At 67.9% G+C, this 14,596-nt stretch carries 15 protein-coding genes and 1 pseudogene; 8 read left to right on the top strand and 8 right to left on the bottom strand.

Features of this window, described 5'->3' with window-relative positions; translation table 11 throughout:
- Window positions 1-234: 234 nt before the first annotated feature.
- Complete coding sequence (locus ACF1CT_RS30715; protein WP_391787258.1) at window positions 235-681, bottom strand: anthrone oxygenase family protein; 447 nt, start codon at window positions 679-681, stop codon at window positions 235-237.
- An 89-nt stretch (window positions 682-770) separates the two neighbouring features.
- Between ACF1CT_RS30715 and ACF1CT_RS30710 the strand changes: the two genes are divergently transcribed.
- Both ACF1CT_RS30710 and ACF1CT_RS30705 read left to right on the top strand, forming a co-directional pair.
- Entirely contained in the window at window positions 771-1,349 is a 579-nt protein-coding gene (locus tag ACF1CT_RS30710; RefSeq protein WP_391787257.1) for a TetR/AcrR family transcriptional regulator, read from the top strand.
- 154 nt (window positions 1,350-1,503) lie between these two features.
- Entirely contained in the window at window positions 1,504-2,553 is a 1,050-nt protein-coding gene (locus ACF1CT_RS30705) for a hypothetical protein (protein ID WP_391787256.1), read from the top strand.
- 156 nt (window positions 2,554-2,709) lie between these two features.
- Here ACF1CT_RS30705 and ACF1CT_RS30700 read toward each other — a convergent pair whose 3' ends face one another.
- Both ACF1CT_RS30700 and ACF1CT_RS30695 read right to left on the bottom strand, forming a co-directional pair.
- Window positions 2,710-3,057 (bottom strand): DUF1330 domain-containing protein, encoded by a 348-nt coding sequence (locus ACF1CT_RS30700; protein WP_391787255.1) that lies wholly within the window; start codon window positions 3,055-3,057, stop codon window positions 2,710-2,712.
- A gap of 85 nt (window positions 3,058-3,142) precedes the next feature.
- Window positions 3,143-3,274: a hypothetical protein gene (locus ACF1CT_RS30695; protein WP_391787254.1), complete on the bottom strand. Its 132-nt coding sequence runs from the start codon at window positions 3,272-3,274 to the stop codon at window positions 3,143-3,145.
- 167 nt (window positions 3,275-3,441) lie between these two features.
- On the opposite strand from ACF1CT_RS30695, the gene ACF1CT_RS30690 reads away from it, so the two are divergent.
- The 5 genes from ACF1CT_RS30690 to ACF1CT_RS30670 all read left to right on the top strand — a co-directional run bounded on the left by ACF1CT_RS30690 (window position 3,442) and on the right by ACF1CT_RS30670 (window position 10,999).
- Window positions 3,442-4,215, top strand: coding sequence for a glycosyltransferase family 2 protein (locus ACF1CT_RS30690; protein ID WP_391787253.1), 774 nt, complete (start codon window positions 3,442-3,444; stop codon window positions 4,213-4,215).
- A gap of 38 nt (window positions 4,216-4,253) precedes the next feature.
- Window positions 4,254-5,354: an IS630 family transposase gene (locus ACF1CT_RS30685; RefSeq protein ID WP_391787252.1), complete on the top strand. Its 1,101-nt coding sequence runs from the start codon at window positions 4,254-4,256 to the stop codon at window positions 5,352-5,354.
- Between the two features lie 157 nt (window positions 5,355-5,511).
- A complete protein-coding gene (locus tag ACF1CT_RS30680) occupies window positions 5,512-5,688 on the top strand; it encodes a hypothetical protein (protein ID WP_391787251.1) in 177 nt (58 codons plus the stop codon).
- A 121-nt stretch (window positions 5,689-5,809) separates the two neighbouring features.
- Window positions 5,810-5,935: a hypothetical protein gene (locus ACF1CT_RS30675; RefSeq protein WP_391787250.1), complete on the top strand. Its 126-nt coding sequence runs from the start codon at window positions 5,810-5,812 to the stop codon at window positions 5,933-5,935.
- 423 nt (window positions 5,936-6,358) lie between these two features.
- Window positions 6,359-10,999, top strand: coding sequence for a SpaA isopeptide-forming pilin-related protein (locus ACF1CT_RS30670; protein WP_391787249.1), 4,641 nt, complete (start codon window positions 6,359-6,361; stop codon window positions 10,997-10,999).
- Between the two features lie 320 nt (window positions 11,000-11,319).
- On the opposite strand, the gene ACF1CT_RS30665 is transcribed toward ACF1CT_RS30670, so the two are convergent.
- The 3 genes from ACF1CT_RS30665 to ACF1CT_RS30655 all read right to left on the bottom strand — a co-directional run bounded on the left by ACF1CT_RS30665 (window position 11,320) and on the right by ACF1CT_RS30655 (window position 12,768).
- On the bottom strand, window positions 11,320-11,619 hold the full coding sequence (locus ACF1CT_RS30665; protein WP_391787248.1) for a hypothetical protein: 300 nt from the start codon (window positions 11,617-11,619) through the stop codon (window positions 11,320-11,322).
- A 73-nt stretch (window positions 11,620-11,692) separates the two neighbouring features.
- On the bottom strand, window positions 11,693-12,088 hold the full coding sequence (locus tag ACF1CT_RS30660) for a TetR family transcriptional regulator (RefSeq protein ID WP_391787247.1): 396 nt from the start codon (window positions 12,086-12,088) through the stop codon (window positions 11,693-11,695).
- A gap of 191 nt (window positions 12,089-12,279) precedes the next feature.
- Window positions 12,280-12,768 (bottom strand): MarR family winged helix-turn-helix transcriptional regulator, encoded by a 489-nt coding sequence (locus ACF1CT_RS30655; RefSeq protein ID WP_391787246.1) that lies wholly within the window; start codon window positions 12,766-12,768, stop codon window positions 12,280-12,282.
- Window positions 12,769-13,000: 232 nt separating this feature from the next.
- On the opposite strand from ACF1CT_RS30655, the gene ACF1CT_RS30650 reads away from it, so the two are divergent.
- On the top strand, window positions 13,001-13,570 hold the full coding sequence (locus ACF1CT_RS30650; RefSeq protein WP_391787245.1) for a GNAT family N-acetyltransferase: 570 nt from the start codon (window positions 13,001-13,003) through the stop codon (window positions 13,568-13,570).
- Between the two features lie 105 nt (window positions 13,571-13,675).
- Here ACF1CT_RS30650 and ACF1CT_RS30645 read toward each other — a convergent pair.
- Both ACF1CT_RS30645 and ACF1CT_RS30640 read right to left on the bottom strand, forming a co-directional pair.
- Window positions 13,676-14,079, bottom strand: a pseudogene (locus ACF1CT_RS30645) (phosphotransferase family protein); the annotation flags it as partial.
- A gap of 98 nt (window positions 14,080-14,177) precedes the next feature.
- The coding region (locus tag ACF1CT_RS30640) for a tetratricopeptide repeat protein (RefSeq protein WP_391787244.1) at window positions 14,178-14,596 on the bottom strand (419 nt) is incomplete at its 5' end.

Raw genomic sequence — 14,596 nt, 5'->3', positions numbered from 1 at the left:
GATCGAGGGGCGTGGCCTGCCGGGGTCGCCGCTGCGGGATCTGAGCGGCAGTCGCATTCCCGGACGTCGGGTTTTCGGCGGTCATCTGCCGCCCGGGGCGTGGGGATTGTGCGCCACCGGCGCGGCGTCGGCCCGCGGGAGGCAGTGACTCGAAGCCCCGTCGGACTCACTCCCGACGGGGCGAGGGCCTCGAAGCGGCGCGGCGAATCAGTGGATGCCGGGGCGGCTTCGGTATCAGGTGAGGGCGGCGACCAACAGGGCGAAGGCGGCGATGATGACGGCGACGCGGAGGTAGTGGAAGCGTTCCCAACGGTTCATCTGCCGCTTCCAGTCGGCGGGCCGGTTGTCGGGCGTCCACGTCATGTTCCGGTTGTTGATCGGGACGAGCAGCAGAAGCGACATGATCACGGAGAGGATCAGCAGTGCGCCGGCCGTGACGACGAGGCCGGTGCCGGGGTGGTGCCATCCGGCGATGGCCCAGACCGTCACGAGGACGAGCGAGCCGATGTACCAGACCGGCATCACGGCGCCGAGCATCCGGCCCCCGTGGGCATGGCCGAGTTGGCCGCTGTCCTCGGGCAGTGCGTTGAGGATCGGGTTCATGACGAAGGCGACGGAGAACTCCACCCCCACCATCACGCCCAAGATCACGACAGTGACGACCTCAAGTGCGTTGAACATGACGCCCCCCTGGCATCTAGTGTCGCTAGGTGTTGAGGCGACGCTAGTACTGCTGCCGCTTGATTGTCTAGCGGTGCTAGGATCTGAGTATGTCGGTACAGGAACGCAAACAGCGCGAACGGGCCAGTCGCGAGCGCCTCATCGTGGCGACCGCCCGCGAACTCGCCGAGCAGCAGGGCTGGGACGCGGTCACCACCCGCCGGCTCGCCGAGAGCATCGAGTACAGCCAGCCCGTCCTCTACAGCCACTTCCGCGGCAAGCGCGAGATCATCGGCGCCGTCGCCCTCCAGGGGGCCGCCGAACTGGCCGTGGCGGTGCGGGCCGCGACCTCCGCCGCGAAGGGCCCGCGCGCCCGGGTCGCCGCCCTGGCCCGCGCCTACCTCGACTTCGCCGCCCGCAACCCGGCGGTCTACGACGCCTTGTTCCAGCTCGACGGCGGTCTTGCGTACGCGCAGGAGGACACCCCGGAGCCCTTGAAGGACGCCTTCGCCGCCCTGCTTGAGTGCCTTGCCGAGGCCTCCGGGGACGGTGTCGACCCCGCGCTTTTCACCGAGGTGTTCTGGGCGTCCCTGCACGGCCTGGCGACCCTGACCCGGGCGGGCCGTCTGCTGCCCGAGGACGCCGAGTCGAGGGTGGATCTGCTGGTGGACCGGCTCGCCGTGCTCTGACGCGCCATCCCGACGGGGCGAGCGTCCGGGGTCCTCGCGGGACCCGGCGACCCGCTGTGGCGGTCGTGATACGTTCGGTCACCCGTCAACTCGATAAGTGACCCCGGCAGCGCGGCAACGCTCCGGGGTCCGGCACAAGGAGCAAGACCTCCTCATGCGGATCCATCGTAGCCGCCATACGCGCGGTTTCACGGTCCTGCCCAACGCCCTGCTGCAGGACCGGCGGTTGTCCTACACCGCACGCGGCCTGCTGGCCGATCTCCTCTCCCGCCCCGACGGCCGGTCGGAGGACGGGCGGCGCATGGCCGACACCAGCACCCAGGGCCGCCGCGCGGTCGCGAAGGCGCTGCGCGAACTGACGGCCTTCGGCTACTACCGGGTCGACAAGCACCGCCGTGACGACGGGACGTTCCTCAGCGAGGCCCACGTCTACGACACCCCGCAGGACACGTCCACCGTCCCGGATCCCGTTCTGCGGGGTTCCGGTGGGCCGACGCCCGGTGAGCGCGGTGCCAACCCCGTGAAGAACCAGGGGAAAGAACCCTCCCTCCCCGGTTGTCGGTCCGCCACGGCCGTCGTGCAGGGGGACGGACGGGCGAGGAAAGCGTCAACGACGCGGGAGACGCCTCACACCCAGGAGACGCGGGAGACGCCTCACGCGCGGGAGACGCGGGAGACGCAGGAGAGGCAGAAAAGACAGGAGACACGGGGGAGGCGGGAACGGCAGCCGGTCGCGCAGGAATCGGGCGTGGGCGGTACGGGTCCTGCGGCCGACGGAGCCCGGGGTGAGGCAGTCGCGGCACTGCTCCGGGCGATCCGCGCCGAGCCGCGGTTACGGCTCGGTGTGGTCGAAGCCCTCGACCTGGCCCCGCTGGTCGCCACCTGGCTGGAACGCGGCTACGGGCAGCGCGACCTCGCCCAGGCTCTTCTCGGCGGGCTGCCCGCCCGCGTCCACTCCGCCGCCGCGCTCCTGCGCGACCGCCTGATCCGGAAACTCCCCCCGACACCCATGCCGTCACCTCCGCCCGGGCCGCGCTGGGCGGAGTGCGAGGAGTGCGCCCGCCCGATCGCGCACCGGGGGCGCTGCGGCCCCTGCGCGGGCCAGGACGGCTCCGCCCTCCACCCGGACCACGACTCCGACCGTGCCGGGACCGCCGCGCGAGGACGAGCCAAGGTGCGCGCAGCCCTGCTGGCGCCCTGCTGATGCCTTGCTGACGGTGACCGGATCGGCTCGGGCCGGAACGCGACGCCTGCCGGCCCGGCCGGTGGTGTCACCGGCCGGGCCCGATCGGCGTGCACCACTCTGCGGTGCGCCGCTGACGTCCGGCTCATGTTCCGCTGACGTCCGCACGGTTGACGGCTACCGGCCCGAGGCCTCGGCGCGGAGCTTGTTCGCCCGCTCGGTCGGGTCGTAGCCGGGGCCCACCCCCTCGATCAGGATCACATCGCCCTCGACGTGATCGGTGCGCAGTCGCAGGATGTCCTGGTAGGCGGGCGAGTCGTACCAGGCGCGGGCCTCGGCGAGGTCGGGGAACTCGATAAGGACCATGCCGCCGGACCACGTTCCCTCCAGCACCTCGGCAGGCGGCCCGTGGATGACGAAGCGGCCCCCGAACGGGTCCAGGGTGGCCTGGATGCGCGCCAGGTATTCGAGTACGTCGGAGTGGTGGTGACGGTCGCGGAGATGGGCGAAGCCGTAGGCGGGCACGGGCGGACTCCTTCGTGGCCGGTCTCCCGGAGAGGGGAGGGAGGGACCTCCAGAGTGCGGCCGGGGGCGCCAAGTCGCGATTACCTCAGGGGTAGTTGTCGCTGCTCCGGTCGCGGAGTAGACCCCGGGAGCCCAGCACCGCGGGCGGCAGCGCGGAGGCCACGTCCTCCGCGCGGGACCGGCCGGCGGCGAGCCGCTGGACGTGGTGCGGGTCCATGCCGTGGCCGACGACACGGAACCCACCCCGGCGGCGCGTACGACTGATGGAAGCCCTGCGCAGCCCACTGCGCAGCCCAGACCGGCGACAACGGTCCGCATGGCATTTCCTGTCCGATTGCGGTGCTTGAATGGACCGTCGTTCCTGATCCCGCAAGGAGAAGCGCTGTGCCCCTGGTATCTGTCGTGATGCCCGTGTACAACTCGGCGGCCACCCTGGGCGCAGCCGTCCGATCGGTGCTCACGCAGACCCACAGCGACCTGGAGCTGCTGGTCACCGACGACCAGTCCTCGGATGGCTCCATGGACCTGCTCCGCGAGTTCGCCGAGCAGGACGAGCGCGTCCTGCCGAAGCCGGCGCCCGAACGGGGCGGTGCGGGCCGGGCCCGCAACCTCGCGATCGAACGGGCCCGCGGGGACTACATCGCCTTTCTCGACAGCGACGACATGTGGCTTCCGGAGAAGACCGAGAAGCAGCTCGCCTTCGCCGCGGAGGCCACTGCGCCTCTGACGTTCACCTCGTACTTCAAGATGGCCGCCGACTACGACGGCGAGAGCACCGACTGGGTTCCGAACGGGCGGGTGGTCCGTGCGAGGGAGCACGTGGACTACCGCGCGATGCTGGTCCAGGACCACATCGGTGCACTCACCGCCATGTACGACCGCAATGCCCTGGGCACGAGGCTGATGCCGGAGATGCGCAAGCGCCAGGATTACGCCCTCTGGCTGTCGATCATGCGGGACGGCGCCGACGCCCGGGGCCTTACCGAGCCGCTTGCGGTGTACCGGGCCCACCAGGCGGGGTCGCTGTCCTCCAACAAGCTCTCGCTCGTGCCGTACAACTGGTCCCTGTACCGCGAGCATGAGCATCTGTCGGTCCCGCGGGCGACGCGGGCGCTGGCCGGCGCGGTGTGGCAGTCGTTGCGCAACTCGCGCATCTAGCTAGTGTCCTGCGCCGGAGATCCGTCGTTAGTTCCTGTATGGCTGTTTCTGCGGGTGCGCCGGGACCGCGTCGCGGTCCGAAGCTGGAACCGTTGTTGTTGTCCGTTGACGAGCGTGCGGTGTTGGAGCGTTGGGCCCGGCGGGCGACGTCTGCGCAGGCGGTGACGTTACGGGCGCGGATCGTGTTGGCGTGTGCAGGCCCTGACGTTCCGCCGATTGTTGTGGTGGCGCGGGATCTCCGGGTAGCGGCGGATACGGTCCGCAAGTGGCGTCGGCGGTTCCTGGCCGGGCGGCTGGACGGGTTGGTGGACGAGCCCCGGCCGGGCCGGCCGCCCACCATCAGCGTCGACCAGGTCGAGGCGGTCGTGGTCAGCACGCTGGAGGAGATGCCGAAGAATGCCACCCACTGGTCGCGCAAGTCGATGGCCGACCGCAGTGGGCTGTCGAAGTCGGCCGTGGGCCGGATCTGGCGGAAGTTTCATCTCAGGCCTCATCTGACGGACACGTTCAAACTGTCGACGGACCCGTTGTTCGTGGAGAAGGTCTACGACGTGGTCGGGCTGTACTTCAATCCGCCCGAAGGGGCGGTGGTGCTGTCGGTGGACGAGAAGTCGCAGATCCAGGCGCTGGACCGGTCTCAGCCGGTGCTGCCGATGATGCCGGGCATGCCCGGGCGTCGCACCCATGACTACATCCGGAACGGTCTGACCACTCTCTTCGCGGCCTTCGGCGTCGCGACCGGCGAAGTCATCACCTCACTGCACCGACGGCACCGGGCAGCGGAGTTCAAGAAGTTCCTCATCAAGATCGAGAAGGAGGTTCCTGGGCACCTCCAGGTCCACCTGATCTGCGACAATTACGGCACCCACAAGGCGCCGGCCATCAAGGCATGGCTGGTCAAACACCCCAGATTCCACCTGCACTTCACCCCCACCGGTTCGTCCTGGATCAACCAGGTGGAGAGGTGGTTCGGCTTCCTCGCCGACCAGAAGATCCGCCGCGGTGCACACAAAAGTGTACGTTCCCTGGAAACCGACATTCGTGCGTGGGTCAAGGAGTGGAACGAAAACCCAACACCGTTCATCTGGACCAAGACAGCCGAAGAGATCCTCGACTCCCTCGCCCGTTTCTGCCAATGAATCTCCGGCGCAGGACACTAGGCAGTGCTCAGCATTTTCCGTTCCTGACGTACCGAAGGACTCCGTAGCCGGCTCCGAGCGTCGTCAGGCCCGTCCCGGCCCGGACTAAAGGGCCAGACCCGCTGACATGTCATCCGGAGCCACGAAGAACTTCACGATGATGCTCACCGTCTTCAACATTGCCTGGGGATACGACCTCGGAGACGAGTACGCCCACATAACGACCAACATCAGTCCGGATGTTGACGGTGAATCCGTCGACTTCTTCTTCACCGGCTCATTGGCAGCGATCGTCGATCCCGCGAGCGGCTCGGTGCTGCTCGAAGTCTCATAGCGCATGCCCCTCTCCTCGGTGTCCGTCTCGCTGGCACCGTCATATCCGCAACCAGACGAGGACAGCCGCGGCGGTGACGCTCCCGAGGCAGAGGTGCCCGCGCTTTTCATAGCGGGTGGCGATGGCTCTGAACTGCATCGACGAAGCCCCCGTCGATGCCTGGCAGCGGCTGTCCTGCGGCAACGGGGCCAAGGGCCCGCGCGTCTACGACTGGGCCGCGGCAAAACTGCCCGTCAACATCGTCTGACCGGCCTCGGTGCGCCAGGAGCCGTTCCCGCCCCAGGGTGAGCGACGAGAACCCGTTCAGCGAAAGTCCGCAGACGGCGAGCCCGGGCGCCCGTCGCCGGAGCGCGACGTGCCGAGGCCGGGACCCGCTGGTGAACGCGTCGTCACGAGCAGGATCGTGGATCCCATGTTATCCATATGGGTGATATTTCTATATTTTCCTACATAAATGCTCCGAGCGTGCTATAGCTTGCCCTGAGTGCACGTCAGATCACTCTGGGCGGGCCCTCGCTTCGGAGGCAGGGGCCACTCCTGTGGCTGCGCTCTGGTCGAGGGTCAGGGGTGGACAAAAGGGAGAGGGGCCTCGATGCGAATACCCGCGCGTACCTCCGGGCGGCGACGCCTTTGGACGATGTCGCGTGAAAGGGGGTGGGGTTGTCTGCGTATGGCGCTGAGGCCGGTGCTCGCGTTGCTGCTGGTTGTGCCGGTTCTCTTCGTCCATACGCCTGCCCAGGCCGCCGGTGGCACGCTGAACGTGTCGGTGGAGGCGGTCCAGGAGACGGTGAAGTCCGGTCAGGGCGCGTCTTTCCGGGTGCAGTGGACGTGTAGCGGCAGTGGTACATGTGACGCCGCGACGATCTCGGTTCCGGTACCGGCGGCGCTGGCGTCGTCCGATGCGTTCCCCGATGGCGTTCCTCTGACGGTGACGAGCCAGAGTTCGCTCCAGATCAACGGGGCTGTTGTGCCCGGGGCGGCCACGACCGTCGGTACCGGCCCGGACCGGAAGCTTGTGTGGACCTTCCCGGCGACCGTGGCGACCGGCACCTCCGACGCCGTGTCCTTCACGCTCACCCCGCCGAACTCGGTCACGCCCGATGGGGCGAAGATCACCCCGGAAGCGACCTTCGCGGCCACCGGCACGGCGCCTGTCACGGATTCGGCGACCACGACCGTGACCTCCGATATCTCCCTCGATGTTTCCAAGGTCAAGTCCGACCCGACCAGTGTCCCGTACGTAGATCAGCAGGTGACCTATTCGATCCTGGTGGGATACGACTCCCAGATCCCCTCATCGGGTGCTTCCGGCGTGTATGCCCGCACGATGGCGGATGTCTGCTCCGGGCCCGGAACACGGGCTCTTGAGAACCTGACCGTGGTCGACACTCTTCCCACCGGGGCGCGGTTCGTGAGCGCCACGCACGGCGGCGTGTACGAAGCGGCGACGAACACCATCACCTGGAGTCTCGGCTCCTCGATCAAAGACACCGCGCCCTACACCTGCGTGCCGTACTCCGGCAACACGAGTTGGACGGGTCTGCCGCTGAAGGCGACCATCGTCTACCCCGATGGAGAGTTCAGCGCCGACCCGGACCCGAGCGCGGTCACGAACTCGGTCGTGGCCACCGCGAACGCGTGGGGCCGGCCTGCCGAGAAGCTCTCTTCGGACAGCTCCGCCTCGCACGCCCTGCGCAAGGGCGCTGCCGGTGCGAGCGTCGAAAAGAGGCCCGGCTACGACTGGGCAGTCGGATCGCCCCTCTACCGCACCGTGCACACCCAGAACAACAGCATCTACTCCCTGAGCGGCACCTCGGCCGAGCCGACCACGGGCCGGTGGACGTTCACCGACATGATGCCGTGCGCGCTGACCTCGCCGACCAGAGACAAAGACGTCGACTGCGCCACCCCCGCGTTCGTGGATCTGCAGTTCTCCGCGGACCGGTATCTTCCCGAGTTGCAGGTGAACTGGACGACGAACGCCGGCAGCACCGGATCGTGCACGATCGCTGAGGGCTCGTCGATGAGCGACACCGCCAAGCGCTACTGCGACGGCACCAACGGCAGCACGCCCACCCCGGTGCCCGCAGGCGAGTGGATCACGAAGATCGAGGTGGACACCGAGATCCCTCCGTTCGGTGGCGGCAGCTTCTTCATCCACGGCCGTGCCTCCCAGCATGTGCCGTTCAGCAACGTCGACACGGTGTACACCAACCCGAACCTCGACGTGGACCGCTCCGACGTCCACCCCTGGTATGTCACGGTGGAGAACTGCCCGGTCAAGAACGTGATCACCTTCGAAGGCGGACGCCAGTACCTTCCGCACCAACCACAGACGGCGGACAGCGCCGCCGGTATCTGCGGCTACCGGCAAGTCATGACCAACCCGTTCACGCTGCGACCGGTCAAGTCGATGTACGATCCCGCGATCCCCGAAGGCTCCCGCCCCGCGACCCCCTCGGCGCAGACCGGTGATCTGCTCACCGTCGACCTCGCGATGAACCGGGCACGATGGAATGCAGACCAAGCGGTCCTCGACGCGTCGACCTTCACCCCGACCGTGACCGAGTACCTCCCGGCCGCGCTCACCATGGTCGAGGACTCGCTCCAGATCGCGGGAGACGTGACGTTCGCGGCCGCGCTCGGCAAACCGGACATCGCCGTCAAGGCGGTGGACTACCTGGGTGAACGGCGTCAACGGGTCACCGTGACGTTCCCGGACGCCGAGGTCACCTCGAACGCGGCCTTGGGCCGCACCGCTTACGTGCGGTTCCAGGTTCGTGTCAACCAGGGTGTCCCCGCGGGTGCCTACACGAACGACTACCTTCTCACCGGCGCCGAAGGCGGGCCGGGCGTACAGGACACCTACCTGCAGTGCGGGCTCGGGAAACTGGTCGATGCCGACCTGCGGTCGACCACCGACCTCACCGCCGCCGTCGGGTGTCTCGCTTCCGCGAGTTTCAACGTCCTCCCCGTGTCCGGCGTGAACACGAGCAAGACGGTGCAGGGTGTCTACGACGCTGACGCGATCGGCGCCCCCGGTGTTGGAAGCACCGACCTGTCCGGCAAGGCCGAGTACACCGTCCGTGTCGCGAACTCGGGATCGGTGGACATTCGCAACGTGGTCGCCTACGACATGCTGCCGCGGGTCGGTGACTCCCTGATCCTGCCCGGCGCCGAAGGCACCCGGGGTTCGGCGTTCCCGGTGCACCTGACCAAACCGGTCAAGGCGCCCGCAGGCGCGACCTTGCAGTACTCCACCAGCGCCAACCCCTGCCGCGGCGACCTCGCCGGCACCGGCGGCGGCGCCGTGGACAGCGCACCCGCGGGCTGCGAAAACGACTGGGCGGCCACGCCGCCCGACGGCGACTACGAAGCGGTAACTGCCCTGCGCATCGACTTCGGGTCCCGAGTCTTCGCTCCTGGAGACGTCGAGAACACCGTGCTCGCCGTCAAGGCCGCAGGCCCGAACACGACCACAAGCGCGGGCCTCGACGGCATCGCATGGAACAACACCGCCGTCGCCGGAGTCGAAGCATCGTCGGGAAAGCCGATCCTGCCGACCGAGGCATCGGCCGTCGGGCTGAAGCTCCTGCCGGACATCGCCTGGCAGAAGACCGACAGCCGCACCGGAGACCTCCTCGCGGGCTCCGAGTGGACCCTCACCCCGGTGCTTGAGGACGGTGAGAAGGTACCCGACGGGTGGCCCCGTACGATCACGGACTGCACCGACGCGGGGTGTTCGGATGCCGATCAGGACCCGGCGCCTGGGAAGTTCCGCCTGGCCGGTGTCCCGTGGGGCAAGTACACGCTCACCGAGACCACGACACCATCCGGATATCTGCCCCTCAAGGACCCGATCGGGGTGAGCGTCGATCCCGCCGACGTCGGCCGCGGCACCTACCTGCTCGACCTGGGGAAGATCAAGAACGATCCGCGTCAGGGCGAGTGGACCCTGTCGAAGACCTCGGACCCGCCGTCCGGCACCACCGTGAGAGCCGGGGACACGATCACCTACACCCTGACCGCGGCCAACGAATCGAAGTACCCGGTCCACGGCATCGCGTTGACCGACAATCTGAGCGACGTCCTCGACGACGCCACCTACAACGACGACGTCAAGGCCTCGTCGGGTACCGCTGAGGTCAAGGACGGCAAGCTCGTCTGGAAGGGCGACCTCCCCGTCGGCGAGAAGGCCACCATCACCTACTCCGTGACCGTCACCGGTGGCGGCGACGGCCAGCTGCACAACGTCGTCACCCCCGACGACAAGCGCGGCACCTGCGACACGGAGAAGGCATGCGAGACCGACCACGCCTACGGCGCCTACACCTTCTCCAAGTCCTCCGACCCGAAGACGGGCACGGCGGTGAAGAAGGGCGACAAGGTCACCTACACCGTCACCGTCGCCCAGAAGGGCAACGGCGAGGTCAAGAGCGCCACCATCACCGACGACCTGTCCAAGGTCCTCGACGACGCCACCTACAACAACGACGTCAAGGCCTCCACAGGATCAGCTGAGGTCAAGGACGGCAAGCTCGTCTGGAAGGGCGACCTCCCTGTCGGGGCCAAGGCGACCATCACGTACTCCGTGACCGTCACCGGCGCTGGTGACGGTCAGCTGCACAACGTCGTCACCACCCCCGACGACAAGCGCGGCCACTGCGAGCAGAAGAACGGCTGCGAGACCGACCACGCCTACGGCACCTACACCTTCTCCAAGTCCTCCGACCCGAAGACGGGCTCCACCGTCCAGGTCGGCGACAAGATCACCTACACCGTCACCGTGAACCAGCACGGCAAGGCCGGCATCAAGGACGCCACCATCGCCGACGACCTGTCCAAGGTCCTCGACGACGCCGCATACAACGACGATGCCAAGGCCTCGACCGGCGACGTCTCGGTGTCCGACGGCAAGCTCGTCTGGAAGGGCGACCTGCCAGTGGATGGCAAGGTCGCGATCACGTACTCCGTGACCGTCACCGGCGCTGGTGACACCAAGCTGCACAACGTCGTCACCACCGACGACGAGCGCGGCACCTGCGACACCGAAACGGGCTGCGAAACCGACCACACGGTGCCGCCGGGGAAGACTCCTCCGCCGACCACCAACGTCCCCCCGTCCGGCAACATCCCACCCTCCGGCAACATCCCGCCCCCCAACCACCCCCAGCCCACCCCGCAATCGTCCGGGATCCTCGCCCGCACCGGCACCACCGTGCTCTACGCGGCCGCGCTCGGCACGCTGCTCATCCTCGGCGGCCTCCCCCTCGCCGTCGCCCTCAGGAGGCGCCAACGCCACAACAACTGAGGTAGCCGGACCCAACCGGACCTGAAAGGGGTGTCCGTGACAGCCAGTCACGGACACCCCTTCAATGTTTCCCCGCACTCCGTAGCGCGGCCCGGCACACCCAGAGCCAGGCCCGCCTTGTACACAGCTTGCACGCGCGCCTTGACCAGCGCTGTCAAGCGACGCGGTCATCCCGGCCCACGCCGGGGCCGACTGGAGAAAGCTGCGCGCCGCCAGCACTCTCCGCTCACATCGCTGCGCGCGGCGTCGGCGCCCGCCTGAACCTGCGGCCCCCGTAAGACGCTACGACGGTCCTTCCCCGCCCACCGCGTCCCGGCCGTTCAGGAGGTGGTCAGGGCGCGGCGTTGTTGTTCTTCGCGGGTGATCTGGCGGGCGAGCACGGTGTGGTCGATGTACAGGTCGACAGCTGCGAGGACCAGGCACTGGAGCTCGGCCGGTTCCAGGGCTTCGACCTCCCCCTGCACGGGGTGGGCGGGGTCGAGCCCGTAGTGGTCGGCGAAGGCCGGCCATCTCGGGTCGCCGCACATCGCCCGGTGTGGATCGGCGTGGGCGGCGCGGTGCTCAGGAATCTCCTGAGCACCGCACGCACCGACGGGGTTCGAAGCGCTGTCTGTGAGCATGAAACCCGACACCATGGCCGTTCAACGACTTCTCACCGCGTCGGGCACTGTCCCTGTCCGTGAGGGCAACCGATCACGGGTGGGTGGACCTCGCCACCGCGGAGCCCGGTGACTGCATCTGCTGATCGCGGCGACGGCCATGGCGCCACGACTTCGAAGCCGTCTTCGCCCGGCTGCAAGCCCTGCCCCGGCCATCCACCTGAATGGCACGACCGTCCCTACCCAGCCACGAACCAAAGGTCCTTGACGACCCCTGCCCGACGTGTCGGGCCAGAAGAATTCGTCGAGCCCAACGCCGGTACACCGTGATCTCGTTGGCCCCGGCACGGGCTGTGACCTCGACGATGCTGAGCCGGGCGATGCCTTTCTCGGTCAGCACCTCCATGGCGGACGCCAGGGCGGCCTGGCGCACGCGCACGGTGCGGTTGCCCGGGCGGTGGCGGATCGGCTTCGGTGCTTCCCCGGTCACGTGTCGATCACCTCGACCACCACCTGAACGCCGGAGCACTTGCATCAAGCGACGCCCGGATACATAGTCACTGATGTATAAATTCCGGCTTCAAGCCGATGGACGATCCCGTCGATCACCTGTCGGTTCCCGGCACCGTTTACCCCGTCGCGCCACCCGGGACGTGCGTGACCAGCACGTTCGGCCAGAGGTCAGAAATTCTTGTGCTCGACATTGGCCACCATCTTGCGCAGTACCTTGAGCGCGGCCACGTATTCCTCGTCGCTGATGCCCTGATGAACCACGGCGCGTACCCCGGTCACCAGCTCACGGATTCGCGCTCTGGCGGCCTCCCCGGCATCCGTGAGGTGCAACCGCTGCCCGTCATCGATCCGGAGCCATTCGCGGTGGAGCAACTGGTCGACGGCCCTGGCGATTTCGTGCGGCCCGTCGGCAAGGTGCGTCAGTTGGGTGACGGCCTCCTCACGGCTCGGCGCCGTGGGGTCGCCGTTCACGCGGTTGAGCACCCAGTACTGCGGCTGCGTGACGTCGATCTCGGCCATGGCGTCACGCAGATGCCGGGTGACGGTCGTATGGGTCAGGCCGGACCAGTAGCCGACCGGCTGAGTGACCAGCATGTCATCGGTGGCGGCCGGGTTTGCAGGCGCCTGGTCCGTAGTGGGACCGATCGGTGATTCCATGATCGCGACGCTACATTTGCCCGGCGCACCGAACCATAGGAATACGGCATTCACTGCGACTCGTCCGCGGACAGCACTGAGGAGCGTGGGTCGGTGGACAACTCCTGGAATGCCGCGCCTCGTGGTGGAGTGGGGCTGTCGGGCGCTGATGTTGAAAAGGCGTGGCCGCCCGTCGGTCGTGATGTGACAATCGGTCCGCATCTTGATCCACATCCGTGTCCCGGAGGTCCGTATGGACATTGCCTCGCTGCTGCCGATGATCACGCCCCGGTTGTCGCTGCGTCTGTTCACTCCCGGCGACGCCGACGACCTGTACGCCTACCAGAGCCTGCCGAGCGTGGCGCGCTACTTGTACCGGCCGGCGCACACGCGGGAGCGCAGCGAGCAGGTTGCCGCCGAGCGCGCGGTGCAGACGGCCTGGCGCGCCGACGGGGACAAGCTGGCGCTCGCTGTCTGCCGACGCGATGAGCCCGGCGTCCTCGGCGAGGTGAGCCTCGCCCTGGCCGACGCCCGCGCGGCCCAGGCCGAGATCGGCTGGACTCTCGACCCGCGTCACCAGGGGCACGGCTACGCGACCGAGGCGGCCGCGGCGCTTGCCGGGTTTGCCTTCGACACGCTGGGCGTGCACCGGCTCTACGCGCGGCTGGATGTGGAGAACACCGGGTCTGTGCGGGTCTGCGAGCGCCTCGGGATGCGTAGGGAGGCGCACCTGGTCGAGAACGACCTCGACGGGGATCGCTGGGGGAGCGAGTACATCTACGCGGCGCTGGCCGCGGACATCGGTGGCCGCCCGGGCAGGTGAGTCCGCCGCAGACCGCGCCGACGATGCCGGTCCCGTTCCCGATCGGGAGCCCGAGACCCCGATCAGGCCGGCCGACTCCGTCTTGGACCTGGCCAGGGACAAGCTCTACAGACCATCCAGTCGCCGGGTCACTGTGTCGAGTGTCGGCCAGGGAGGCCCCTCGTGCAGCAGACGCAGGAATTCCTCTCCGAATCGCCTCCCCTTCGGAAACTGGTCGCCGAGCTCCCAACGCCACGCGGCGACCATCGCGATGACGAGCTGCCGACACTCGTCCAGCAGCCCCCTTGGTCGACGTCTGGGTAGTGCGCGCAGACCGCCTCGGGAACATGGGCGAGGTCGAACTCGACGGGTCCACGGCAGCACGTCTCAAGATCGATGAACAACGGGCCGTTCTTCGTGCTGAGCACATTGCCCGGATGAGGCTCGCCGTGGAGCAACTGCTCCACGGCGCCGCGGTCGTCGATCGCCTGTCGCAGGCTCGCCAGCCTGCCGCTGAAGAACACGCGGTCCGTGTGATGGCGTCCCGTGACCAGAAACCTGTAGGCCAGACAGACGAACCGCACCTGAATTCTCATAGGCCCGGCCACCAGGAAAGTAGTGGTGCCTTCTACTCCGGAAGGGATTCAAGCCAAGCGGCGGTTTCCAGCGAATGTTGTAGGCCCGCGTCGAATCGCGCCCGGTTGGCTTCGTCGAGTGTGCGGTAGTGGCGCAAGGCTTCTTCGATGACGGCCAGGTCCTCCTCCTCCCCCTGCTCCACGTCTACCAGCCAGATGGAGAAGTTGTTCAGGGACTTGGCGAGGTGGACGAGGTGGGCGTCCGGGTTGGCCTCGGCGAGTGTGCGGCGGATGCGCACGGCTTCTTCGATCGCCTTCAGCCCTTCCTGCCGCCGCCCCACTGTCCCCAGCCAGATGGAGAGGTTGTTCAGGGACTTGGCGAGGTCGGGGAGGTGGGCGTCCGGGTTGGTTTTGACGAGTTCGCGGTAGAGGCGCACGGCTTCTTCGATCGCCTCCAGGCCTTCCTGCCGCC

The organism is Streptomyces sp. NPDC014734, assembly GCF_043083325.1.
Lineage (GTDB): Bacteria > Actinomycetota > Actinomycetes > Streptomycetales > Streptomycetaceae > Streptomyces.
The sequence above is the reverse complement of the archived record's forward strand: the minus strand, read 5'-3'. Positions and strand labels throughout refer to the sequence as shown.

Excerpts from the sequence above, each read along its gene's own strand:
- ACF1CT_RS30650 (WP_391787245.1), top strand. The coding sequence starts at position 13,001 with ATGGACATTGCCTCGCTGCTGCCGATGATCACGCCCCGGTTGTCGCTG.
- ACF1CT_RS30655 (WP_391787246.1), bottom strand. The coding sequence starts at position 12,768 with ATGGAATCACCGATCGGTCCCACTACGGACCAGGCGCCTGCAAACCCG.
- ACF1CT_RS30715 (WP_391787258.1), bottom strand. The coding sequence starts at position 681 with ATGTTCAACGCACTTGAGGTCGTCACTGTCGTGATCTTGGGCGTGATG.
- ACF1CT_RS30705 (WP_391787256.1), top strand. The coding sequence starts at position 1,504 with ATGCGGATCCATCGTAGCCGCCATACGCGCGGTTTCACGGTCCTGCCC.
- ACF1CT_RS30670 (WP_391787249.1), top strand. The coding sequence starts at position 6,359 with ATGGCGCTGAGGCCGGTGCTCGCGTTGCTGCTGGTTGTGCCGGTTCTC.
- ACF1CT_RS30675 (WP_391787250.1), top strand. The coding sequence starts at position 5,810 with ATGGCTCTGAACTGCATCGACGAAGCCCCCGTCGATGCCTGGCAGCGG.
- ACF1CT_RS30665 (WP_391787248.1), bottom strand. The coding sequence starts at position 11,619 with ATGCTCACAGACAGCGCTTCGAACCCCGTCGGTGCGTGCGGTGCTCAG.
- ACF1CT_RS30695 (WP_391787254.1), bottom strand. The coding sequence starts at position 3,274 with ATGGACCCGCACCACGTCCAGCGGCTCGCCGCCGGCCGGTCCCGCGCG.
- ACF1CT_RS30680 (WP_391787251.1), top strand. The coding sequence starts at position 5,512 with ATGATGCTCACCGTCTTCAACATTGCCTGGGGATACGACCTCGGAGAC.
- ACF1CT_RS30685 (WP_391787252.1), top strand. The coding sequence starts at position 4,254 with ATGGCTGTTTCTGCGGGTGCGCCGGGACCGCGTCGCGGTCCGAAGCTG.
- ACF1CT_RS30710 (WP_391787257.1), top strand. The coding sequence starts at position 771 with ATGTCGGTACAGGAACGCAAACAGCGCGAACGGGCCAGTCGCGAGCGC.